This is a genomic window from Stenotrophomonas maltophilia group sp. Smal13, assembly GCF_030236855.1.
Classification (GTDB): Bacteria; Pseudomonadota; Gammaproteobacteria; order Xanthomonadales; family Xanthomonadaceae; genus Stenotrophomonas; species Stenotrophomonas maltophilia_A.
Genome location: NZ_JASJSQ010000014.1, coordinates 19,841 through 40,159, shown reverse-complemented (window position 1 = coordinate 40,159; position 20,319 = coordinate 19,841). Strand labels below are relative to the sequence as shown.

The following is a 20,319-nucleotide window of genomic DNA, read 5'->3' as shown; positions in this document are numbered from 1 at the left end:
TGCTGCGCGGATTACATAGGCGCGCTTGGCCGTGGCCACAGCGCATCGTCGCGCTCCAGGTCGTAGTCGCTGCCGAACGCCAGTGCGGCCTCGCGTGGAGGAAGGTCCGCGTAGCAGCCCAGCAGGTATTCATCCATGCCGGCATCGCGATGGTCGATGACGAACAGGTGGAGGAGCTCTTTGTCGAAGGCTTCCAGCCATGTGGGTTCGATCCTGGTCACGGTCTTCCTCCAGTGAGAAGAGGAGTGTGGCTGCGATGGGTCTCACACGGCGGGACGCGCCGTCAGCGCTCCGCAAAATTTCATTGTGGTCCGATTGCGCACCAATGCATGCCAGAGTAAAAGGGGACCGTGGTTACCCATCACAACATCCATAGGAAAGGAGACCCATGGCTGCCATCGAAGACAATGACGCGCTGTTCGATTCTCAGTTGATCATCGGTCCCACGATCGTTGCGGGAAGCAACCTACTTCGCCATCTGCAGGCGGCGGGCGAGTTCGACATCAACTCTGCACCCAATTGGCTGTACCTGCCCATTGAGCAGGCGTTCGCAGATGAGCTGGGATGCGCGCGCTATGTGCAGGAGCCGATTGATGCCTACTCACAGGGCATGTTGCAGCAGTTGGCTGCCATCGAGGCCTCGCCAGATGGGCAGGGGGCGCTTGAAGGCGACCTAGGTTCTACCGTTCGGGCAGTGGAGGCCGTGAGGATGCTGCAGGACACGGTGAAGGTGGCGCTGATCAATGGGGATCTGGTGTTGGGCTAGCGGAGCTGAAATTGGGAAGTGCCAGCTCTTGGAGCTTCGGGTGCGTTGGGAATGTACGACAGCCAGATCACGCCGGGGTAAAGTGCGGTAGGCGTGGTGCCAGCTTTCACGTAAATGAAAGGAGGTCGCCTCCCCCTCTTTCAGGTTGGCCCGAGGCTAGCAATTAGGACTTTGTAAGGGATGAATATCATGGAGCAAATGGAGTCAACTCAGCCCAGACGCGGAGAATTCTTCCTCTTGATGCCGGACACCACTCGCGGGGGAAAGGGTCACGGGGTAGTGTTCGAGAATGTGAAGAAACTTCGCACGCCTCCACGGCTGATCTTACGTCCCGAAGGGGGTGGATTTCCACCTTTGGCAGAGAAACCACTGTTGGTTCACTCACCCAAGAAGGGGGGGCTTCCTGAAGATCTTGAAGGAGGGATGAGCGGTTACTGGCTCGTGTCGGAGCGCTTGCGCAACGCGTTCGTCTCTGTCGATCCCAACGGATTCGAGTTTGCGGAGAGCGAGTACCGCCTCGCTAATGGATCTGAAGGGCCGCGCTACTTCCTCTGCGATGTGACCCGAGTGATCGATGCGGTCGATGAAGCTGCGTCAAAGCTCCGCGTTGTCCGCGACGAGGGCTATCCCGGAGGCAAGTTTTACGACCTCAGGGGTGGAAGTTCCCTGGCGTTCCGAAAGGATGTCATCAACCAGGCGCACATATTCCGAACGCCGTACTCAGGGAACCTGGTTTTCTGTGACAGCGCTTTGCGCGATGCGGTTCTGGCCGCCGGCATGGGTGGTAGGGGCGAGTCGCGAGGACTATCGTTTACGGACGCAGCTGATATCTGAGTCCGCTGATTGAACTCAAGGAAGAGGTCGCTCTATGCCGCGCAACAGTCCGATTCTTCAGAAGCACCATGTGCTTGAGCAACAAACCTTCAATAACAACGATTTTCTGCAGGTATTGGTGGATGCAGAGCTCGTTGAGAAGGATGTGTTCGAGAACCTGCTCTACATGCCGGCAGACAAGAGGCTCGCTGCTGCCATGGGTGTTTCCCCTCATGGCGGGGGGCCGATCAAGGACTATCAAAACGGAATCACCTTTTCTCTGGAGATGATCGAGGCATCACCAGACGGCCAAGCTGCGCTTCGCGGTGACGTGGCTGCGATGCAGCGCGTGGCAGCTCAGGTCAACGGCCTTCGCGACACGATGACGATTGGCCTAGTCAACGGTGATCTTTACACGAACGCCCCTCTTGGCATGGATTCAGATGCCATCAGGCCGCGAACGCAGGCATTCTTCGGGAATGTCGATCGCTACGCGCAGGTCCACTCTTCGCAGTACGGCGCGTTGACTGGCATGCGTCCAGACGAGCGAATGCATCTTCTAGTGACCAGAACTGAATCGCGCATTGTGGCCTTGCTGGATGTCCATGATCAGTTCGGCACCAAGCTGACTAAAGGAAGTGATCTTGAGCTTCAGAGGAACAGCTTGTCGGCGGCAATCTCCGATGCGCAACAATCTGGTCGGATTGTCATGTCGGAGCCGGGCATCCTGAAAGTGGAGCGAGTGCTGGGTGAGGAGGCTGCCTATCGCATTCGTGCGCCTCGCTTGCAGCAAGGCGGCATCACTATGGACCTGCTCCTCGGCGAAGCCTCCACCAGCCAACTGATCCGCTCCGGCGGCCTGCTCGCCTCCGGCGCCGACGCCGTCATCACCGCCCGTCGCACCTCGCAGCTGCTGGAAGCGGGCAACGGCACCGCCGCCCAATCCGAGCTCACCCACGCTCTGGCACGCAACGGCGGTGGCTGGATCGGTGGCATGGCCACGGCATCGGTGATCGGCACGTCCAGCTTCGTCCCTGCGGCCATCGTCGCGGGCGATGCGCTGCTGATGAGCAAGGCGTTCGACAAGGGCGCCGATCTGCTCGACAACCGCGCCGTCCACCGGCAGACCGACAAGGCCGATGTCACATGGCAGTTCGATGGCCGCAACTGGCAGCGCCAGGCGGTTATGGACAGCACAGGCGACGGCCGGGGCAATCCGGCTGAGCGCAGTGTGGGCGCCAGTTACGAGAAGGCCCGCGAGCTGGGCGCGTACGCCCATGTAAAAGCGGTAGAGCTGGCGCTGGGCAAGGCGCCGCCGCCGCAGGATCCTTTCAGCATCCCGGCGAAGGACGGCGAGGGCCGTCTGGACAATCCCAACTGGCACCGCGATGCGCAGACCGAACAGTGGACGCGGCAGGTCAGGATTGGCGTGTCCGGCGCCAACGACCGGGGCGTGTATGAGACGCAGATCGCCAGCCCCGAGCGCGCCAGCGAGTTGAACCGCGAGGCGGTGCAGCGCATCGAGAACAACATCGCCAACGGCAAGGCCGCGATTGCCGCCAGCTACCTGGAGACCCGTGCTGCTACACGCGCAAGTGACTTCGTGCCGCTGGTGCCGGAAGCAGTGGAGCAGGCCCGTGCCAAGCCCGACGCCATCCAGGGCTCGGACAACCAGCTCTACCAGCGCGACGAAGCAGGGCAATGGCACCATGCTGGCCAGATCGCGCAGGGCAACATGGCGCTGGAGTTGGAGCTGACCCGCACCATCCAGCAGCCATCGCTCGATCAGTTCAACGAGACCATTGCCGCGTTGGACGCGCGGCCATTGCCGTCTGCGGCGGAAGTGAACCAGAACGAGCTGCGCCACAGCTACTACGCTGCGGGCGTTGCGCTGACCCCAGCGTGGGAGCAGGCCATTGCCCTGGCCACGGCGCGCACGCGCGAGCGGCACGGCATCACGGGTCCCACGCTGCAGGAACTGGGGCCTGTAGCCGAGGGCAACGCGGGCGCGTCCCGGCCCATCACCCATTACCAAGTGGGCCAGGATGGCGTGGCGCGCGCCGTCGCGACCACCAGTACGCAGGAGCTGCAGGCCGCATGGAATGAGGTGCGCGCGCGTGCCAATGAGCAGGCGCCGGTGCCGGACTCACCCGAGCTGCGCATTGCCGCGCTGTCGGCGGGTGAGCAGGAGGCGTACCGGCAGGCACTGCAGGAGGCCAATCGACAGGGTGCTGCGCAGGTGGATGCAGGGCAGGCTGCACGAACAGCCGCGCAGGTGGCACATGGCGACAAGCCATCCGAGCAGGATGGAAACGTGGAAGTGCGGCCCGAAGAGCCGGCGACTGCGCAGTCCATCGCGCCTGCGACGGTTGCGGCAGCGTCGCCAGCGATAACGGTCGCACCACCACCTACGCCCGCGGCGCAGTATAAGCCCGAGCCACCGCGGTACGCCGAGCAGCGCGATCCGCCGCGGCGTGAGGCGGAGCTCCAACCTCAGCCCCATCCAAACAGCGAGGCGCCCACCGAAAACCGTACCGCCTCACAGAGGCCGGAGCCCGCTGGGCCGATGCAGGCGCCCCCAGCCGAATCCGAGCGTGCGACGCCACAGTCTGCCGCGCCTCTGGCAGCGGCAACGCAGACGGTGCCAACGCAGCGCACAGAGCAGGCAGCGGAACCGGAGAAGATGGCCCCGGTGCCTGCGGTTGCCCCCACTCCAAAGCAGGACATGGCAGTGCAGGAGGTGGAACCGGTGCCCTTCAAGGAGCCGCTGCCTGCTGAGCCCGCGCGCGATCCATGGCCTTTGGAGCAGGAAGCGGCACAACACGTGCCAGAGCCCGAACCGGCTCCGTTGTATGACCTCCAGCCCGTCACTGCGGCTATCACTGTTCCTGCCGAGCCCACGACAGCGCCAGGCCCTGAACCGGCCGCGCCCGCACCGGATGAGGCATCGGGCCCGAACCGGGCGCTGCAGGACCCCACGCAGCCCGGCCACCCCGATCACGCGCTGTATCAGCAGATCCGTGAGGGCGTGGAAGCGCTGGACGCCAAGCACGGCCGAAGCTTCGATGAAGTCAGCGAACGCATGACAGCCAGCCTTCTGGTACTGGCCAAGGACAACGACCTGGAGCGGGTGGACCATGTGCTGGTGAGCAACGCTACGCGCGAACACCCAGCTGGGCACACGCTGTTCGTGGTGCAGGGTGAGCCAAGCAATCCGGCCCATCAGCGCGCTGCGATGCCGACCGAGATGGCGGCGCAGACATCGGTGGAGGAGTCACTGCAGCAGTTCGACTCTGTCAGCCGTGAAGCGCATCAGCGTGCGCTTGCCAATCAGATGGACCAGCAGCTGGAAGATCAGCGGGTGCAGCACGACATCCAGATTCGTGCGGCGAGCATGTGATGAGCAAGGCACGCGCTGCACTGGCGACCTGCAGGAAGGACTGAAGATGACGCCACATGGAAAGCGCCGGAACCGCGGGTTGCCTACTTGCGCAGGCCCAAATAAGGCAGCCTCGCCACTGCCGGCACGCCGAGTGTAACGGGCAAAGCGGCGCGACAATCTTCCGATAGAGGGGGATCGTATTCATCTGTCTCCCCCTCCAAACTGGACCGCGTAGACGCAGGTTCTCGCGGTATCACCTTCATTGGAACGATAAGTCAACAGGCTGGTATCCATACCCTGGCTACCACCGGTGATGGGGCGCCGGTACTGCCTGATGCCCCCTCTCTGAAATGGCACTTCTCCTCCGGTCCTGTATCCGAGGGCTTCGAGGGCTCGTCCGGCACTTTCGGCTTCCCAGTAGCACACGGCATTCGGAGCATCCGTCACTGGCTGCTTGCCCAACTGATAGAAGATCACCTCTTGGCTGGGGAACTCACGCGCCGACTCAACCGATAGATAAGTCACCCCATAGTTATAGCCGTCCGTCGTTGCCAGGTCCTTTGCGATGTGCCTGATGCTGACCTTTTCGTCTGGCACGAGTGAGACACCGATCGCCGTGCCCAACTTTTCCGGACTGATGTCCGCCCTTGACCTGAGCGAATCCGCGTAGGCCACAATCCGCTTCTGCAGCTCGGTCATGGAGATGCGGGCAGGGGGCGTATCTGCGGCAGCGGGACGTTCATTGAGGGCAGACGTATCCGGCGATCGCGCACATGCAGACGTCAGAGTAAGCATGGCCGATAGTCCGGAAATTACGCCAGCGCGAGCTAGATGCGACATCATATGACGCGGAAGCAGTAGAGGCCGCCAAGCCGAGATCGCGGGAAGCGAGGCTGGCGCCCCTTGGATTGCGGTGCCCATCGGCAAGTCCCTTGCAGTGGAGAGGTCACTATAAGGGGCTGACCCCGACTGACTCTACCGGCGGGGTATTGATCGCCCACGTTTGCTGGCTGGTTCACACATTCAGCATGCCAGTCGTGGCCCCAACTTTGTCCTCCACCTGCCGCCCATCCCACCTATGCCATCATCCGGCCAGGACCGCAGCACCCATCAAGGCTGAACAGGCATGGAGCAGGCAACACGCTACACCGCAACGCTGTACCTGGCCGCCCCCGGCACTCCGCTAAGAAGTGGGGGCATTTCGCCGCGCGGCCATATGTATCTGCAGGTGGCCGCGGGCGACGAGGCCCACAGCTATGGCTTCGCACCACCGCGCCAAGTGCCGGGCGAAACCCGCTCCGGCGTGCAGTACGCGCAGGTTCGCCACGATGATGCGGACGAGCATCTGGACCCGTACTACAGCCGCACCCTGGAAATCACCGAGGAGCATTACGGCTGCCTGCGTGATTTCGCCGAGGAGCCGGCCGAGTTCGAATTTGATGTGGATCGCCCGGCCACCATCAATCGCTGCAGCGATTTCGTCTGGGCGGCGCTGCACTACGCCGGCCTGCATCCGCTGCCGGCGCCGCTGGATGGCGGCAGCAACCTGGGCGAGTTCGCGGTGTTGTTCAACCTGCCGGAAATCCAGTGCATTGCCGCGCCGTTCCCGGGCAGCGATCTGAATGCCGAAACCCATCATGCGATGCCCGAGCGCGAGGCCGAGCACCATCGCCAGGGTGACCGCGCCAGCGATGAGCCGCCGCCGACGCCGATTGAAGTGGCCGGCACGCTGCTGGACCCTTCTCATCCCGACCATCGCCTGTTCTCGCAGCTGATCCAGAAAGTGGCCGAACTGGATGCCGCGCATGGCCGCCCGTTCGATGCGGCCAGCCAGCGCATCAGCGCCAGCCTGCTGGTGCTGGCCAAGCAGAACAATCTCTCGCGCGTGGACCACGTGCTGCTCAGCCAGCCGACCAAGAGCAGCCATGCGGCAGAGAGCATCTTCATCGTGCAGGGCGACCGCAACGACCCCGGGCACCGCCGCGCCAGCATCGCCACTGAAGTGGCGGCCAAGACGGATGTGGCCGATTCGCTGCGGTTGAAGGAGCAATGACGCGGCCACAGCGGCGGGGGGCGGTGGTACTGGCGGTGCTGGGCGCGCTGGCGGCATGCCGTGCGTCACCAGCGCCTGAGGTTGCGCCGCCCCTGCTGACGCGCGCACAGGCCGAGTCCCGCACGGTTGTGCCGATCACGCGGGCCGTGCAGTTGCAGAAGGCCGGTCGGATTGCCGAGGTCACGTTTGATTTGCCGGCACCCCAGAAGCCGGCCATTCCGATTCTGAACATCGGGTTGCGGCTGCAGGATACCGACGCGCGGCGGCTGCTGGATGCTTCGGAGAAGATCACTCTCGGACGTTTGCCAGCGCGGCTGCGCCTGGAGCGGATTGATGGCAGCTCGGCTCGTCATGTACAGCTCTGGCAGCGTACCCGCGATGGACGCGACTCGCAGAAGATCGCCGATGATGGCGTGGTCACAGACCTGACGACGGGGAGTGTGGACATCAACAGCTTGGCCGAGGCCGGGTTGTACTCTGAAGACGTGCTCTATCGCACGCTGCAGCTGGCGCAGGTCGGAGGCATTGCACCCGGGCGCTACGTTCTGCTGGTCGACCTTGTGGAGGATCGACCCCAGCTGGATGGCCTGAAAGCAGAATTGATCATTGGCTACCAATCACTAGGAAAGTAGACATGCACAAGGACGATGCCGAACGCTACAGCGTAACCATCCATCTGGCGGCCCCCGGCACGCCGCGCTACGGCCGTGATGCCGAGGGAAACAGGTTCCTGCTGGAGCCTTCGTTCGCGGGGCACATGTTCCTGTCGCTGCGCCGTTCGGGTGAACCCTTGCCGGAGAGCATTGGTTTCACCCACGCAGGCACCAAGGACGAGCCGAACAGGGGCAAAGTCGATGACATGGACGTGTCGGTCTACGACAAGCCCCGCTTCGAGCGCACGATCGAGATCAGCAAGGAGCAGTACGACCGCATCCTCGAGTTCTCGGCGGACCCGAAGAAGCACGGCTTCGACATGAACTACGACTTCTTCGCCAACGCCTGCACCGATTTCGCATGGGGTGCCCTGAACCACGCAGGCCTGCGACCGGTCGGGCTGGCCGGGGAGATCACCAACTACGAGGGCGCCACCAAGGTCCTGGACAACATCCGCGCGGTCAACGCCATTCCGCAGCAGGTGAAGGGCAGCGAGCTGGACAGGGTGCAGTGGAACCCGATGCCGAAGCAGACGTTCCGCGAGTGGATGTTCACCGAGAACGGCGAGCAGTGGCGCGGCAACAGTGCACTCGCGGCAAGCGGCACGCCCGCAGACCCGGCGCACGACGATCATGCCCGCCTCAACCAGATCCACCAGCAGGTGGCCGACCTCGGCGCTTTCGGTGCACGCAACGGCAATGTCAGTGCCAGCCTGCTCGCGCTGTCGAAGGAGCAGCAGTTCTCGCGCGTGGACGAAGTGGTGCTGGGCGAGCAGCGCGGTGATACCGCACCGAAGCTGTTCATCGTGCAGGGGGACCCCAGTGACCCGGCACACCAGCGCGCCAGCATGCCCGCGGAGGTTGCAGCGCAGGCACCGGTGGAGGCCTCGTTCGAACGGGTCGCGCAGTTGCAGCAGAACCCGCCGCAGCGCGATGTGCAGCGCCTGCAGGAAGAGCAGCAACTGCAACAGAGCCACGGCCCACGGATGGCATAGCCGGCGGACGCGGTTCCAAGGTCGAACGTCTGCCACGCTCAGGCAGACGCACGCCACGCCCCCCACCTGCTACCATTCCCCCGCAACCCCAGCCAGCCCACCCTGCGCAGACAGATGCGGGGCGGGCCGTCGCAGTACGGCCCAGCGAGCCAGGACACCTTCCCGTGCCCATTCAAGGACGCTCGCATGTTCCGTAATCCTCTTTTCCGCTCGGCCGCGCTGGCCGTTGCCGTTTCGCTCAGCCTCGGCGCGCCCTCCGCGTTCGCCGACAACGCACCCGCCGCCAGCGCCACCACCGCCGTGCAGCGCCAGGCGGTGGCCAAGGGCCTGTACGAGCTGGCCTACAGCCCGAAGCAGGACGCCGTGTTCGTGGCCTCCTCTGGCGGCTTCGGCGATGACGCCGGCCCGGCCCAGGTACTGCGCCTGAATCCGACCACGCTGGCAGTGGAAACCCGTATCCCGCTGGAGCGCAAGGCCTTCGGCGTGGTGCTGGATGACGCCCACAACCGCCTGTACGTGGGTAACACCGTGGACCTGTCGGTGACGGTGGTCGACACCGCGCAGAACAAGGCTGTCGGCACCATCCAGCTGATGGAGAAGAAGACTGGCAAGGACGGCAAGGCCGCCTACACCCATGACCTGCGCGAGCTGGTGGTCGACAGCGCGGCCAACCGCCTATACGTGACCGGCCACAGCAGCCAGCCGGAGGTGAGCAGCGTGCTGTTCGTGATCGATACCACCACGCTGAAGGTGATCAACACCATCGACGGCCTGGGCAATGCCAAGGCGCCGGGCCTGGCACTGGATGCGGCCAACAAGCGCGTCTACACCAGCAACCTGCTGGCCGATCTGGTGGTGGTGGGCACCGATTCGAACAAGGTGGTGGCGCAGCACAAGATCGCCGCCGAGCAGCCGATGAACATCGCGCTGGACCCGGCCGGCAAGCGCCTGTTCGTGACCGACCAGGGCTCGGAATTCCTGCGTGGCTACCAGGCCAAGAGCAGCGGCCTGGTCAGCAAGCACCCGGGCCAGCGCGTGCTGGTGCTCGACCGCAGCACCGGCAAGGAACTGGCCAGCATCCCGACCGATGCCGGCCCGCTGGGCATCCTGCTGGACGCACCGCGCAAGCGCCTGTACGTGACCAACCGCGAAGCCGGTACGGTGACCGCCTACAACAGTGACAGCTACCAGAAGGTGGCCACCTACACGGTGCCGACCCACCCGAACAGCCTGGCGCTGGATGCGAAGAACAACGTGTTGTTCGTGAGCATCAAGAACGGCGAGAAGGATGACAAGGGCGCCGACGAGAGCGTGGCGCGGATTCAGCTGTAACCGGCTACGGGGCCGCCCGTGCGTCCGGCATGGGCGGCCCTGCTCGGCTCAGGGCATCAAGTGCCCTGTGTTGCTGGTGACTTCTTCGTGTCTGCTTCCCGCGGGCACGATATGAACTCGGCAACCTGGTCCATGGGGACGCGATGGACGGTTCTGCTGTCGTCATCCTTGATGCGTACAAGCAGCACGGAACTTGTCGAGTACACAACGTTGATCGGATGGGTAGCAGTACCATCACCGATCAGGAGCCTGTGCGATGCGCCGTCACGCGATCGCAGGTCCAGCATCATGCAGCCACGGGATTTTCCGCTTGGCGGATTGACAACCTGCGAGGCCAGGTATGCACCGGTCGAAGGGAAGAGCATGGCCACGGTGACCATGATCGAGGCGAACGAGAGTGCAAGTACACCAACGCCGTATCGTCCACTCAGTTCATCGACCACTCTGATGACGATGGACTGGAATATGCCCAATGCTACTGCGGCCGTGAGCAGGCACATGCCAATCACCAGATCACTTTCCCTGGAGACCAGGCCGAGCATGAGCCGCATGATCGTGTTGATGGACAGCAGTTGCATGAGCCCCATGCCCAGCAGGAAGTAGCTATCCAAGGAAAGCCATTTCTGCTTCCTGTCATCGGGCTTCGCCCAGCGGGAAAATAGAACGAAGATCAGCAGGCAGCCAATCGTACTGAACCACAGTGCTGCATCTGAAATCTCGGTGTAGAAGGATGCGACATAGATTCCGCTGAAATGCAGTACGCCCGGAGTGATCAGCGCAAGGCTCCAGCGCCAGAGCGTCCTGTTCCGGCTCGCCGGATCGTCCGGCAGCAGTTTGATTCCCTGGCCTGGGATATACGAGAACCGATTGGGTGACAGTACGATGGGGGAAAGGAACATGACGGCCAGGGCAAGGACGCGCAGCCCGGTCACCGCAAGCATCATGGGGAGTGCGGAAACGGCATCGGACGAAAGCAGGCTGAGAGGCAGCTCTTCCCTGACGGCGTAGTAGAGGATGCCTGCGCTGGGCAGAAGTACGGCAATCGACGCAATAAGAACCGGATGGCGCTCGATCCAGGCCAGCACCGGGCGAAGTTCTGCGACGACATTGTCAATGAAGATCACGAGCTCGGAATGACGCTTGTTCATCAATCTCCCTTCTGGGGGTTCCATCATCCTGATCTGTTTTCCCTCGCTGTCCGGTGAGGGGATTGCCTGCTGTCGACCGCTGAGGTCGTCCGGGTTTCCTCAGTAGTAAACGTCTATCTGGTGTCACGTACTTCGTTGCTGTCGCGTACCCAGCATCCCAGGCCATACAGCGCGAGCCCGTACACCACGGTGGCACCGATGATTCTGAACATGGCGTTCCTCGTCAGGTGATTGAAGGAAGGGAGGCCCAGCACTGACATGGTCTCCCCGGAGAGGAATATGCGGATCCCTCCGACAATCTGTGTCGCAGTGCGATGTGTCGTCGTAATCGGCCACGAAAAGTTCGCAATAGGCCTAAAGTTTTCGGATGTGCTGTCGATGATCCGGGGGGATCAGGCGTTACGACATGGTTTGTCGCTATATACGCCGAAGATGGATCTCCCAGCCAAACCTTAGGGCGAAGCATGCCCGGGTATTGGCCCACAGCTGGATGCTTTGCGTCACGGAGGAAAGCGCAATGGAACCCAATGCAGATGACAATGCCCGCGAAATGTCGGGCAGGCAGATCCTGGACGCAGCGTCGACGATGTCAACGCTGGAGACTGTCCAGCGCTATGGCAATGCAAATGCCGAGTACATCAAGGGGTATACCGGAACAGATGCGCTGACCGGGCAGACATTTACCCATGGCCTGGAGAAGATCTCCAGGTACAAGCTTGATCCGGTACGTCCCGAGAACAGCATTGCGCAGCAGGCTGGCTATGCGGCTGAGGTGGCAGCGACCAGTCGTGACAATGCCGAGGCCATCATCAGTGGGTCACCCGTTCGCACGGTGCGCAGTGATGATCATCCCCAGTACCGGCGAAACGATGATCGCGTTGACCGGGTAAGGGTGCTGGATGGCCAGATCATTGAAGGCAGCCAGTCCCAGATGAAGTTCGTGGGCAACCGTGACCGGCTCCTTGAGAAGATCGCTGCGCCCGATGGCGAGTTCTCGCGCTATCGTGGGCTGAAGTTGGAGCTGCCGTCGGAACAGTACATCGATGCCGAGGCATATTGCCGGGCGCAGGCTGCAGATCTGCGCCGCCAGGCGGACGTGGTCGACTCGAGGGGCAAGCCTGAGGTAGCACTGCATCTCCGTGCGAAGGCCGACAACTACGAGCAGCTGGCCGGCAACCTTCTGGATGCGGGGCTGACCAGTGACGATGCGAAGTTCTACCGCACCCATCCGCGGATGGCGACGGTGCGCGACATCGCGCATACCAGCCACAGGGCAGGCCTTGAAGGCGCGCGCGGCGCGTTCATGATTGGCGCGGCGATCAGCGTGGCGACCAATGCGTATGCGGTTGCAACCGAACGCAAGCGGATGCTGGATGCGGGCTGCGCTGTCCTGGTGGATGGTGCCGTTTCTGCCGGCATGGGCTACGCAACGGCTGCGTCCGGCGCCGCGTTGACCGCAGTGATGCAGCAGTCGGGCCGGCAGAGCCTGCAGGTGCTTTCCCGTACCGCCGCGCCGGCCATGGTGGTCGACGTCTGCGTGACCATGACCAGCTGCATACGTCGTTACGCCAAGGGTGAGATCGACGGCGTCCAGTTCCTGGATGAGGTCGGTGAGAAGGGTTCCGGCATGATGGCTTCGGCCATGATGGCGGCATTGGGCCAGATCGCCATTCCGGTTCCGGTAGTTGGCGCCGCCATCGGCGGGATGATTGGCTGCACGCTTTCGTCGATCTTCTATCGGGAAACGCTGGAGGCGGTCAGGAGTGCCGGTCTGGCCGCAGAGAGGCTGGCCCTGGCAATCGAGCTCAATGAAGCGGCCCGTGAGGAAATCCTGGCACAGCGCCTGGCCTTTGGACAGTTCATTGCGGACGAGCTTCCAGTGCTGAATGACGAGACGGCCCAGCTGCTGTGTGCACTCGACACCACCCAGCCAGAGATTGACGCCGACGACTTTGCGGCTGCAATCAACCGATTTTCCCTTCTGCTGGGCAGCCGCCTGCAGTTTGATTCGTTGCAGGAATTTGATGCATTCATGACGGGTGACGAGCCACTTCGGCTCTGATGAATCAAACCCATTTCTGGTCGTGGCCTTCCGGGCAGGTTGGCCACACCGGCTTCCGTGTGTGATCCCAAGACCTTGGAGATACGATGTTCCTTTACCTGCTTCCAGACGCCGAGCAGGCAACCTTCCTGAAGGTTGCGCGCCTGCTGAGCGTGAGTGACAACCCGATGCTGTGGGATGGAAAGACCCACCAGGAAGTGACTGGCGATACCAACCTGAGCAAGGTTTCGCTGGATGAATCCGAGCACGAACGCGCGATCTTCGACAGCTTTTCCCGTGAGTGCGGCAAGGTATATCGGTCCGATGGGGTGACGAAGGAACTGTTGGCGCGCCTGCAGACGATGCCGCTGGTGCGCCAGAGCGACCCGGTAGAGCGGGCGCGTGTGGCGTGCGAGGTGCTCGATTCGTTGATCGACCAGGCCATGGTCGAAGTCGTACAGCCGGCCGTACCGAAGGTGATGCTGTATGAACTGATGCTGCTTGCACTGGCCGACGGTGAAGTGTCGAGTGTCGAGGAAGCGCAGTTGCGTCGCCTGGCCGACATCTTTGGTATTGACGACTACATCTACAACGACCTGCTTGAGCGCGCGGAAAGTATCAATCGCGAGGCCAGCCGTACCGTTGCCATCATTCTTGAGTAAAGGGAGTTACCCATGATTCCAATCGTAATCGGGGCCGCCATGGCGGCCAGCGCGCTGTACGGCATCTACAAGGGCGGCAAGGCCGTGGTCGATCACAAGGATGCCGGCATCGCCAACGCCGATGCCAAAGGGCTGATCGAGAAGGGGTCGTCGCTGCTGGAGACGCAGCGAAAGCGTACCAACACGGTGCTTGAGGACTATGGTGCACGCAAGCTGCGCGCTTTCAATGGAGGGATTGCGGACTTCATCGATGCATTCGGCCAGCTCAAGAACGTTGAGGGGATCGGCTCTCCCGAACTGGACAAGCTGGTGCAGGGCGATTTCAGCACGGCGTCGCTGGAAGGCCTGAAGCGGGACTACCAGTTGCTTATGGACTCGGGCCTGGGCCTGGGCGCTGGGCTGGGAAGTGGCGCCGCGCTGGCGTTTGGTGCGTACAACGGGACCATGCTGCTGGCCAGTGCCAGCACCGGTACCGCCATTTCAACCCTCAGTGGTGTTGCCGCAACCAACGCAACCCTGGCGTGGCTGGGCGGCGGCTCGTTGGCTGCTGGTGGATTCGGAATGGCCGGTGGCACCCTGGTGCTGGGTGGTCTGGTTGCCGGTCCGGCGCTTGCGATCTTTGGCTACGTCGTGGGCAGCAAGGCTGAAGCCGCGCTGGCTGATGCCCGCCGTTACAAGGAGGTTGCTCGAACTCATTACGACGAGGCCGTGTTGGCCGCCGAACAGTTGGCAGCGGTCGAGGCAGTGACAACACTCGCAAACAGGACGTTCTCCAAGCTGTGCATGTCGCTGCGTCGTGGTGTAGCCGACATCCGTGATGTGATCCGGGAGCACGGCTGCGATTTCAGTAGTTTCCCCCAGCAGGCGCGGGAGCGGGTTTTCCGTGCCGTGAAGGTTGCCCAGCTGATCAAGGTGATGATCGATACGCCGATCCTGGATGACGAAGGCGCCCTGGTGCTTTCGACCGAGAAGACCGTGGCCGATGTGGATACGGCGATGGTGGTGATGAAGGGTGAGCAGCCCGCCAAGGCGGCTTGACGATGGGCGGAGCCCCACGCCGTTCTGGTGGGGCTCTTGCTGCCTGTCGGCTCTGGAAGGGAAGATTGATATGAAGATCCGTTCGAACGACACACTGATGCGGCAGTGGGAGATGCTGCGTATGATCCCGCGCGCCCCGCGCAGGATATCGGTCAGGCAGATACTCGAGAATCTGGAGCCGCTGGGCTTCAGAACAAGCAGCCGCACCATTGAGCGGGACCTCCAGAATCTGTCCGCGCGGTTCCAGCTCATTGCCGATGACAGTGAAAAGCCCTTTGGCTGGAGTTGGTCAAGAGAAGCGAACTTTGCCTTCACTCCCAGGTTGTCGATTTCGCAGAGTGTTGCACTGCTGCTTTCGCATGCACATCTGCGTCAGCTGCTCCCGGCAACGGCCATGAATGAGCTGATGCCTGTATTCGACATGGCGCGGGCGGAGGTCTCGACGTCGGGTTGGGGGGAGTGGACGAGCAGGACGGCGATTCTGCCAACGGGGCTGAACCTGCTTGCCCCCGAAGTGGAAACGGCGGTGCAGGTGGATGTCCACAGGGCATTGGCATCCCGGCGCTGTCTATCAGGCTGGTATCGCAGCAAAGGCAAGGACGAGCCGAAGGAGATGATCATGCATCCTCTTGGGCTGCTGATGCGCGGTTCCGCGCAGTACCTTGTCTGCATGCTGCGGGACTATACGGACATCCGCCACCTGGCGTTGCATCGCCTGAGCGGAACCCGGGTTCTGGAAACTGAGGCAAGAAGCCTGCCGGACTTCGACTTCCAGCGCTATGCGACGACCACCGCCACCGCGTTCCAGGGGCAAGGGCGCATTGTGCTGGAGGCGCGTTTCCGGGCGAAGGCTGCGGAGCATCTCAGGGAGACGCCCCTGTCGGACGATCAGGGAATCAGTGACCTGGGCGATGGGTGGATCCGGCTGCGCGCTACGGTGGAGGACGACCAGACCCTGCGGTGGTGGCTGATGGGCTTCGGAAGCAACGTGCGGGTCGAGTCCCCATCGCACCTGTGCGACGCTATCGGCGCGGAGTTGGCCCAGGCAGCGAGCTACTATGCCCGCGATCTGGAGGAGGCCTTGGGCTGAAATGCCCCTGGTCGGGGTGAGTGAGCACTGACCGACGGGTTCATTTCGCTGCCGGCCGATGGTCGTAGCTGATCACCCGCTCGGCCAACCAGCGCCTGTCCACGCGGCGCCAGACCTGGATGAAGCGGGCCTGGCCCACCCAGCGCTCCACGCCGTCCTTGCCGCGTTCATGGAAGCGGTGGTCGCCGATCTCCAGCGCCCGCTCGTCGTGCAAGGGGAACACCTGCAGCGAAGGTTCCACCAGCTCACGGCGCAGGCTCCAGCCGCCCTTGCGCGCATTGCTGCACATGTTGGCCACGCTGCGGCGGAAGTCCTCGCGGCTGCTGGCCGACTTGCCGTCCTTGTCATGGAAGAACTCCATGTCTTCGGTGGTCATCGCGGCGGCCCTGTCGGCATCGCAGGCCTCGAAGGCCACAGCAAAGAGCTGGGTGTCGGCCTGGCGGATCTGTTGGCGCAGGTCGTCGGTGGACGGCGCTGTGGCGACGAGGCCGGCAGCCAGCAGGGGCAAGGTAGGCAGCAACATGGCGAGGCTCCAAGGGTGGTTCACGCAGGCTCGCATGGCGTTTGGGCCGTTGCAGCCGGCTTCCGATGAAACGGGTTTTCCACGGAGCGAATGCCCGCATTGGCGGCCCGGCCGAGGCGTCGTCGTCTGTGCAGGCGATGTCATGGCGACCGGCGATTCCATCACGGTCGCGATAGGCAGCGGTCAATAGCCTGAAAGCCTCCCCTTCCACAGGAGCTCCCATGCCTGCTTCCCGCATCCGCCTGCACGTTGAAGACACCGGTGGTGACGGCCGCCCGGTCATTCTGATCCACGGCTGGCCGCTGTCTGCCGATGCCTGGAAACAACAGGTGTCGATCCTGCGCGATGCGCAGCATCGGGTGATCAGTTACGACCGGCGCGGCTTCGGCCGTTCCGACAAGCCGGCCGAGGGCTATGACTACGACACGCTGGCAGCGGACCTGGCCGGGGTGATCGAGGAGCGTGACCTGCACGACGTCACCCTGGTCGGCTTCTCGATGGGCGGCGGTGAGGTGGCGCGCTATGTGAGCAATCATGGGCAGGACCGTCTGCACAGCGTGGTGTTTGCAGCGGCGGTGCCGCCGTTCCTGCTGCGCAGTGATGACAACCCGGAAGGCCCGCTCACCCAGGAAAAGGCCGATGAAATGCGCAGCGGTCTGGAGAAGGATCGTGAGGCGTTCTTCGATGGCTTCACCCGCGATTTCTTCAGCGCCCATGGCCAGTTGATGGTGACCGAAGAGACGCGTCAGGCGGCGATCGCGTTGTGCCATCAATCCGACCAGAACGCAGCGCTGGGGTGCATGAAGGCGTTTGCTACCACCGACTTCCGCGAAGACCTGAAGAAGATCACGGTGCCGACCTTGATCCTGCACGGTGACAGCGATGCCATCGTGCCGTTTGAAGGTTCTGGCCAGCGCACGCACCGAGCCATTCCGGGCAGCGAAGTGGTGATCCTTGAAGGCGCGCCGCATGGCTGCAACACCAGTCATGCTGATCACTTCAATCTGGCGCTGTTGAACTTCCTGAAGCAGTAAGCTGCGGCCATGCGTGAACCGAAGACGCCCCCGTGGAAGAAGCCCAATCCCAAGGGCCAGACGTCGCAGCCGTTGTCGCCTGCGCAGAAGGAGGCAGCCCGGCAGCGTGCGGAAGAGAACGGGCGGCGTTATCCCAATCTGGTGGACAACATGTGGGCCGCGAAGCTGCCGCGCGGATCGTGATCTGTAGAATCGAGCCATGCTCGACTCCGCTCTGCATCCATCCATGCATGGCGTGGATCTACTGCAACAGCAGCCGAGCATGGGCTCGACTCTACAGGTCGACCAGCGGCTTCCAGCCGGGTTCCAGCCAGGGTGAGATCTCGCGCTGGCGGACGGTGATTGCCTCCGTCGGCAGCCCCGCCAAGCGCGCAAGCTCTGCACGCAGCAGCTCGGCATCCACCGGCACTGCCGTAGCCACCTGCAGGCGATCCCCCTGATGCCTCACCTGCACCGGTAGCGTGGCGTGCGCTTCATGCTCGCCGCCGGTGCGACCGATCGGGTAGCGCATCGTTACCGGCCGCGACAGCTGCGCCAGTGCTGGCTGCCACGCCTGTAGTACGAGGGGCTGCCCGGCAGCGGGAACATGTACTTCAGCAATCGTAGCCGGGTAGCCGGTGATGCTCTCGACCATGACCTGGAAGCGCGCGCCATCCGGCACGACCAGCACGGTGGCGATCAACGTGAAGAGCGAAACGAACACCGCTGCGAGGTTCCAGCTGCGCGGCGCGGAGGCCGGGCGAGTTGCGGTACGCAGACCTGGCTTTCGCCGCAGCTTGCGCGCGTAGATGCGCCGGTCCTTCCTGCGCGGGCTGCTGCTGTGCTCGGGCAGGTTCAAGGGAACCCGTGGAAGGCGCGCCACGCGGGCCTTGATCAGGCGCGACAGCAGCATCCAGGCGATCACGAACGCCAGCAGCGGAAGCAGCGTTCGCACCCACAGATACAGCGTGACCATCCACAACACCTCTACATACGACCATCCATGCTCATCCACATCCTACCGGGACCGCGCGCCGGTTGTCGTATCCGCCAGCCGACAAGCACAGGGCGCTTGGTTAGGATGGTCCTTTGTTGTCATGGATGAACCGATGGTCTCTGCTGCTACCCGCTTCTGTCGTATCTGTGGTCCTGGCCCGATCCTGCTGGCACTGCAGGTGGTGGCGCTGCTGGCGGTAGCCCTTGCAGTCGGCTTCTTCCACTACCGTGTGGGACTGCTGCTGGAGCCGGTGGATGACGCATGCGGTGGGCCCGACCCTGTCGCGCGCATGCAGGTGGCCGAACAACTGCTGGCGCGGTCCACTGCGCTTGCACCGTGGCAACCCTTGCAGTGGATTCCGATGGCGGGCGTGGTACTGGCGCTGCTGGGCGCGATGTCGATCAGCGTCTACCGGCTGGGCCGCCTGTCGGAACGCCTGCGACGTGCCAACTGGGGGCTGATGGCGCTGCACGCCGCGATCCTGGCGCTGGCCCTCAGGGCATTGCACCTGTACGACCTGGCATGGACTGGCGTGGCCAAGCTGTCCCCAGCGGCGTGCCTGGTGGAGCTGGGCGAGCAGGGCCGGTTGCCGCTGGCACAGGCGCAGCAGGTGGTGTTCGAGATCCTCACCCATGAGCATGCACCGCTGCTGCGCAATCCCGATGATCTTGCCCTGGTGCTGGTCGCGTTGATGCTGATGGCGATGGCTGCGGGATTCATGTTGTGGCGGGCGATCGTGCGCGAACGTCAGGTGCAGTCGCCCGGCCCATAGCGGGTGTGGGACCGGCCGCGCGCCCGCAATCGCGCTAGAGTCAGCACTTCGCCCCTGCAAGGATGTGCTGATGCGTTGGTTGCTGCGTGCTGTGCCATTGCTGCTGTGTTCGTTGGCGGTACACGCCGCCGAGGTGGATCGCCGGATCGCGATGACCATCGACGACCTGCCGTGGGCGCGGGTGGACGAGATCGTTCCGCCGGACCTGCAGTCGCGGCACGAAGCGCTGATGGCCCAGCTTCGTCAGGCGGGTGTGCCGGTGGTCGGCTTCGTCAACGAGAACAAGCTTGAGATCAACGGACACGTGCAGCCCGCGCGGGTGCAGATGCTGCGCGACTGGCTGGACGCCGGGTATGTGCTGGGCAACCACACGTATTCGCACATGGATCTGAACGCCAGGGGTGTGCCTGCGTTCCAGCAGGATTTTCTGCGTGGTGAAACGGTGCTGCGGCCGCTGCTGGCCGAGCGCGGACTGAAACCGCAGTGGATGCGCCATCCCTATCTGCGTGCCGGACGCACACCGGAAGAACGCGCGGAGATGGACGTGTTCTTCAAGCAGCATGGCTACCGCGTGGCGCCGGTGACGGTCGACAACGGGGAGTGGGTATGGGCCTTCGCCTATGCCAACGTGATGAACGAGCAGCCTGATTCCCCGGCGCGCGAGGCGATGCTGGCGCAGCTGCGCAAGGGCTATGTGCCCTACATGCTGAACAAGCTGGACTACTACGAGAAGCAGTCGCAGGCGCTGCTGGGCTACGCGCTGCCGCAGGTGTGGCTGATGCATGCCAACGAACTCAATGCAGCCACCTTCGCCGAACTGGTGGCAGCGACGAAGCGGCGCGGCTATCGCTTCATTTCACTGGATGAGGCGATGCGCGATCCTGCTTACGCGCGTGGCGCCGAGGGCTACAGCGGTCGCTATGGCCCGAGCTGGCTGCACCGCTGGGCAATGGCCGAGAAGAAGCCGAAAGACTTCTACGCCGGTGAACCGGAAGTGCCGAAGTGGGTGATGAAGCTGGCGAAGGTTGACTCGGAATGAAG

The 20,319-nt window shown here is 63.1% G+C and carries 20 protein-coding genes; 15 read left to right on the top strand and 5 right to left on the bottom strand.

Annotation, left to right across the window (positions count from 1 at the left end):
• Positions 1–11 precede the first annotated feature (11 nt).
• Entirely contained in the window at positions 12–221 is a 210-nt protein-coding gene (locus QRO95_RS07205) for a hypothetical protein (RefSeq protein ID WP_285302137.1), read from the bottom strand.
• A 167-nt stretch (positions 222–388) separates the two neighbouring features.
• Between QRO95_RS07205 and QRO95_RS07200 the strand changes: the two genes are divergently transcribed.
• The 3 genes from QRO95_RS07200 to QRO95_RS07190 all read left to right on the top strand — a co-directional run bounded on the left by QRO95_RS07200 (position 389) and on the right by QRO95_RS07190 (position 4,979).
• Complete coding sequence (locus tag QRO95_RS07200; RefSeq protein WP_285302136.1) at positions 389–766, top strand: hypothetical protein; 378 nt, start codon at positions 389–391, stop codon at positions 764–766.
• Between the two features lie 189 nt (positions 767–955).
• On the top strand, positions 956–1,600 hold the full coding sequence (locus QRO95_RS07195; RefSeq protein ID WP_285302161.1) for a DUF1629 domain-containing protein: 645 nt from the start codon (positions 956–958) through the stop codon (positions 1,598–1,600).
• A 34-nt stretch (positions 1,601–1,634) separates the two neighbouring features.
• On the top strand, positions 1,635–4,979 hold the full coding sequence (locus QRO95_RS07190) for an XVIPCD domain-containing protein (protein WP_285302135.1): 3,345 nt from the start codon (positions 1,635–1,637) through the stop codon (positions 4,977–4,979).
• 183 nt (positions 4,980–5,162) lie between these two features.
• Here QRO95_RS07190 and QRO95_RS07185 read toward each other — a convergent pair whose 3' ends face one another.
• Positions 5,163–5,660, bottom strand: coding sequence for a hypothetical protein (locus QRO95_RS07185; protein WP_285302134.1), 498 nt, complete (start codon positions 5,658–5,660; stop codon positions 5,163–5,165).
• 427 nt (positions 5,661–6,087) lie between these two features.
• Between QRO95_RS07185 and QRO95_RS07180 the strand changes: the two genes are divergently transcribed.
• From QRO95_RS07180 to QRO95_RS07165, 4 genes are all read left to right on the top strand, one after another.
• Positions 6,088–7,014 (top strand): XVIPCD domain-containing protein, encoded by a 927-nt coding sequence (locus tag QRO95_RS07180; RefSeq protein ID WP_099479146.1) that lies wholly within the window; start codon positions 6,088–6,090, stop codon positions 7,012–7,014.
• On the top strand, positions 7,011–7,646 hold the full coding sequence (locus tag QRO95_RS07175) for a hypothetical protein (protein WP_049399106.1): 636 nt from the start codon (positions 7,011–7,013) through the stop codon (positions 7,644–7,646). The genes QRO95_RS07180 and QRO95_RS07175 overlap by 4 nt, the downstream gene beginning before the upstream one ends.
• A gap of 2 nt (positions 7,647–7,648) precedes the next feature.
• A complete protein-coding gene (locus QRO95_RS07170; protein WP_285302132.1) occupies positions 7,649–8,662 on the top strand; it encodes an XVIPCD domain-containing protein in 1,014 nt (337 codons plus the stop codon).
• A 186-nt stretch (positions 8,663–8,848) separates the two neighbouring features.
• Positions 8,849–9,994, top strand: a complete 1,146-nt coding sequence (locus tag QRO95_RS07165; RefSeq protein WP_285302131.1) for a YncE family protein — start codon at positions 8,849–8,851, stop codon at positions 9,992–9,994.
• Positions 9,995–10,050: 56 nt separating this feature from the next.
• Here QRO95_RS07165 and QRO95_RS07160 read toward each other — a convergent pair whose 3' ends face one another.
• Positions 10,051–11,142, bottom strand: a complete 1,092-nt coding sequence (locus QRO95_RS07160) for a hypothetical protein (RefSeq protein WP_285302129.1) — start codon at positions 11,140–11,142, stop codon at positions 10,051–10,053.
• 517 nt (positions 11,143–11,659) lie between these two features.
• Here QRO95_RS07160 and QRO95_RS07155 point away from each other — a divergent pair.
• The 4 genes from QRO95_RS07155 (at position 11,660) to QRO95_RS07140 (ending at position 15,973) form a co-directional block, all read left to right on the top strand.
• On the top strand, positions 11,660–13,204 hold the full coding sequence (locus QRO95_RS07155) for a hypothetical protein (RefSeq protein ID WP_285302128.1): 1,545 nt from the start codon (positions 11,660–11,662) through the stop codon (positions 13,202–13,204).
• Positions 13,205–13,290: 86 nt separating this feature from the next.
• A complete protein-coding gene (locus QRO95_RS07150; protein WP_285302126.1) occupies positions 13,291–13,845 on the top strand; it encodes a hypothetical protein in 555 nt (184 codons plus the stop codon).
• Positions 13,846–13,857: 12 nt separating this feature from the next.
• Positions 13,858–14,883 carry a hypothetical protein gene (locus QRO95_RS07145; RefSeq protein ID WP_285302125.1) on the top strand — a complete coding sequence of 342 codons (1,026 nt, stop codon included), beginning with the start codon at positions 13,858–13,860 and terminating at the stop codon, positions 14,881–14,883.
• A 70-nt stretch (positions 14,884–14,953) separates the two neighbouring features.
• A complete protein-coding gene (locus QRO95_RS07140; RefSeq protein WP_285302123.1) occupies positions 14,954–15,973 on the top strand; it encodes a YafY family protein in 1,020 nt (339 codons plus the stop codon).
• A 40-nt stretch (positions 15,974–16,013) separates the two neighbouring features.
• Here QRO95_RS07140 and QRO95_RS07135 read toward each other — a convergent pair whose 3' ends face one another.
• Positions 16,014–16,496: a nuclear transport factor 2 family protein gene (locus tag QRO95_RS07135; protein WP_285302122.1), complete on the bottom strand. Its 483-nt coding sequence runs from the start codon at positions 16,494–16,496 to the stop codon at positions 16,014–16,016.
• A gap of 221 nt (positions 16,497–16,717) precedes the next feature.
• Between QRO95_RS07135 and QRO95_RS07130 the strand changes: the two genes are divergently transcribed.
• Together QRO95_RS07130 and QRO95_RS07125 are read left to right on the top strand one after the other, a co-directional pair.
• Positions 16,718–17,530, top strand: a complete 813-nt coding sequence (locus QRO95_RS07130) for an alpha/beta fold hydrolase (protein WP_132809008.1) — start codon at positions 16,718–16,720, stop codon at positions 17,528–17,530.
• A gap of 9 nt (positions 17,531–17,539) precedes the next feature.
• Positions 17,540–17,713, top strand: a complete 174-nt coding sequence (locus QRO95_RS07125; RefSeq protein ID WP_097048477.1) for a hypothetical protein — start codon at positions 17,540–17,542, stop codon at positions 17,711–17,713.
• Between the two features lie 91 nt (positions 17,714–17,804).
• Here the strand turns inward: QRO95_RS07125 and QRO95_RS07120 are convergent, their stop codons facing one another.
• A complete protein-coding gene (locus QRO95_RS07120) occupies positions 17,805–18,485 on the bottom strand; it encodes a hypothetical protein (RefSeq protein WP_182267154.1) in 681 nt (226 codons plus the stop codon).
• A gap of 133 nt (positions 18,486–18,618) precedes the next feature.
• Between QRO95_RS07120 and QRO95_RS07115 the strand changes: the two genes are divergently transcribed.
• Together QRO95_RS07115 and QRO95_RS07110 are read left to right on the top strand one after the other, a co-directional pair.
• Complete coding sequence (locus QRO95_RS07115) at positions 18,619–19,278, top strand: hypothetical protein (protein ID WP_182267155.1); 660 nt, start codon at positions 18,619–18,621, stop codon at positions 19,276–19,278.
• 70 nt (positions 19,279–19,348) lie between these two features.
• Positions 19,349–20,317 carry a polysaccharide deacetylase family protein gene (locus QRO95_RS07110; RefSeq protein ID WP_100437751.1) on the top strand — a complete coding sequence of 323 codons (969 nt, stop codon included), beginning with the start codon at positions 19,349–19,351 and terminating at the stop codon, positions 20,315–20,317.
• The last annotated feature ends 2 nt before the right edge of the window (positions 20,318–20,319 follow it).

What these genes read in the sequence shown, in the direction of transcription:
- QRO95_RS07200 (WP_285302136.1), top strand. Translation starts at nt 389, where the DNA reads ATGGCTGCCATCGAAGACAATGACGCGCTGTTCGATTCTCAGTTGATC.
- QRO95_RS07195 (WP_285302161.1), top strand. Translation starts at nt 956, where the DNA reads ATGGAGCAAATGGAGTCAACTCAGCCCAGACGCGGAGAATTCTTCCTC.
- QRO95_RS07190 (WP_285302135.1), top strand. Translation starts at nt 1,635, where the DNA reads ATGCCGCGCAACAGTCCGATTCTTCAGAAGCACCATGTGCTTGAGCAA.
- QRO95_RS07185 (WP_285302134.1), bottom strand. Translation starts at nt 5,660, where the DNA reads ATGACCGAGCTGCAGAAGCGGATTGTGGCCTACGCGGATTCGCTCAGG.
- QRO95_RS07180 (WP_099479146.1), top strand. Translation starts at nt 6,088, where the DNA reads ATGGAGCAGGCAACACGCTACACCGCAACGCTGTACCTGGCCGCCCCC.
- QRO95_RS07175 (WP_049399106.1), top strand. Translation starts at nt 7,011, where the DNA reads ATGACGCGGCCACAGCGGCGGGGGGCGGTGGTACTGGCGGTGCTGGGC.
- QRO95_RS07170 (WP_285302132.1), top strand. Translation starts at nt 7,649, where the DNA reads ATGCACAAGGACGATGCCGAACGCTACAGCGTAACCATCCATCTGGCG.
- QRO95_RS07165 (WP_285302131.1), top strand. Translation starts at nt 8,849, where the DNA reads ATGTTCCGTAATCCTCTTTTCCGCTCGGCCGCGCTGGCCGTTGCCGTT.
- QRO95_RS07160 (WP_285302129.1), bottom strand. Translation starts at nt 11,142, where the DNA reads ATGAACAAGCGTCATTCCGAGCTCGTGATCTTCATTGACAATGTCGTC.
- QRO95_RS07155 (WP_285302128.1), top strand. Translation starts at nt 11,660, where the DNA reads ATGGAACCCAATGCAGATGACAATGCCCGCGAAATGTCGGGCAGGCAG.
- QRO95_RS07150 (WP_285302126.1), top strand. Translation starts at nt 13,291, where the DNA reads ATGTTCCTTTACCTGCTTCCAGACGCCGAGCAGGCAACCTTCCTGAAG.
- QRO95_RS07145 (WP_285302125.1), top strand. Translation starts at nt 13,858, where the DNA reads ATGATTCCAATCGTAATCGGGGCCGCCATGGCGGCCAGCGCGCTGTAC.
- QRO95_RS07140 (WP_285302123.1), top strand. Translation starts at nt 14,954, where the DNA reads ATGAAGATCCGTTCGAACGACACACTGATGCGGCAGTGGGAGATGCTG.
- QRO95_RS07135 (WP_285302122.1), bottom strand. Translation starts at nt 16,496, where the DNA reads ATGTTGCTGCCTACCTTGCCCCTGCTGGCTGCCGGCCTCGTCGCCACA.
- QRO95_RS07130 (WP_132809008.1), top strand. Translation starts at nt 16,718, where the DNA reads ATGCCTGCTTCCCGCATCCGCCTGCACGTTGAAGACACCGGTGGTGAC.
- QRO95_RS07125 (WP_097048477.1), top strand. Translation starts at nt 17,540, where the DNA reads ATGCGTGAACCGAAGACGCCCCCGTGGAAGAAGCCCAATCCCAAGGGC.
- QRO95_RS07120 (WP_182267154.1), bottom strand. Translation starts at nt 18,485, where the DNA reads ATGGTCACGCTGTATCTGTGGGTGCGAACGCTGCTTCCGCTGCTGGCG.
- QRO95_RS07115 (WP_182267155.1), top strand. Translation starts at nt 18,619, where the DNA reads ATGGTCTCTGCTGCTACCCGCTTCTGTCGTATCTGTGGTCCTGGCCCG.
- QRO95_RS07110 (WP_100437751.1), top strand. Translation starts at nt 19,349, where the DNA reads ATGCGTTGGTTGCTGCGTGCTGTGCCATTGCTGCTGTGTTCGTTGGCG.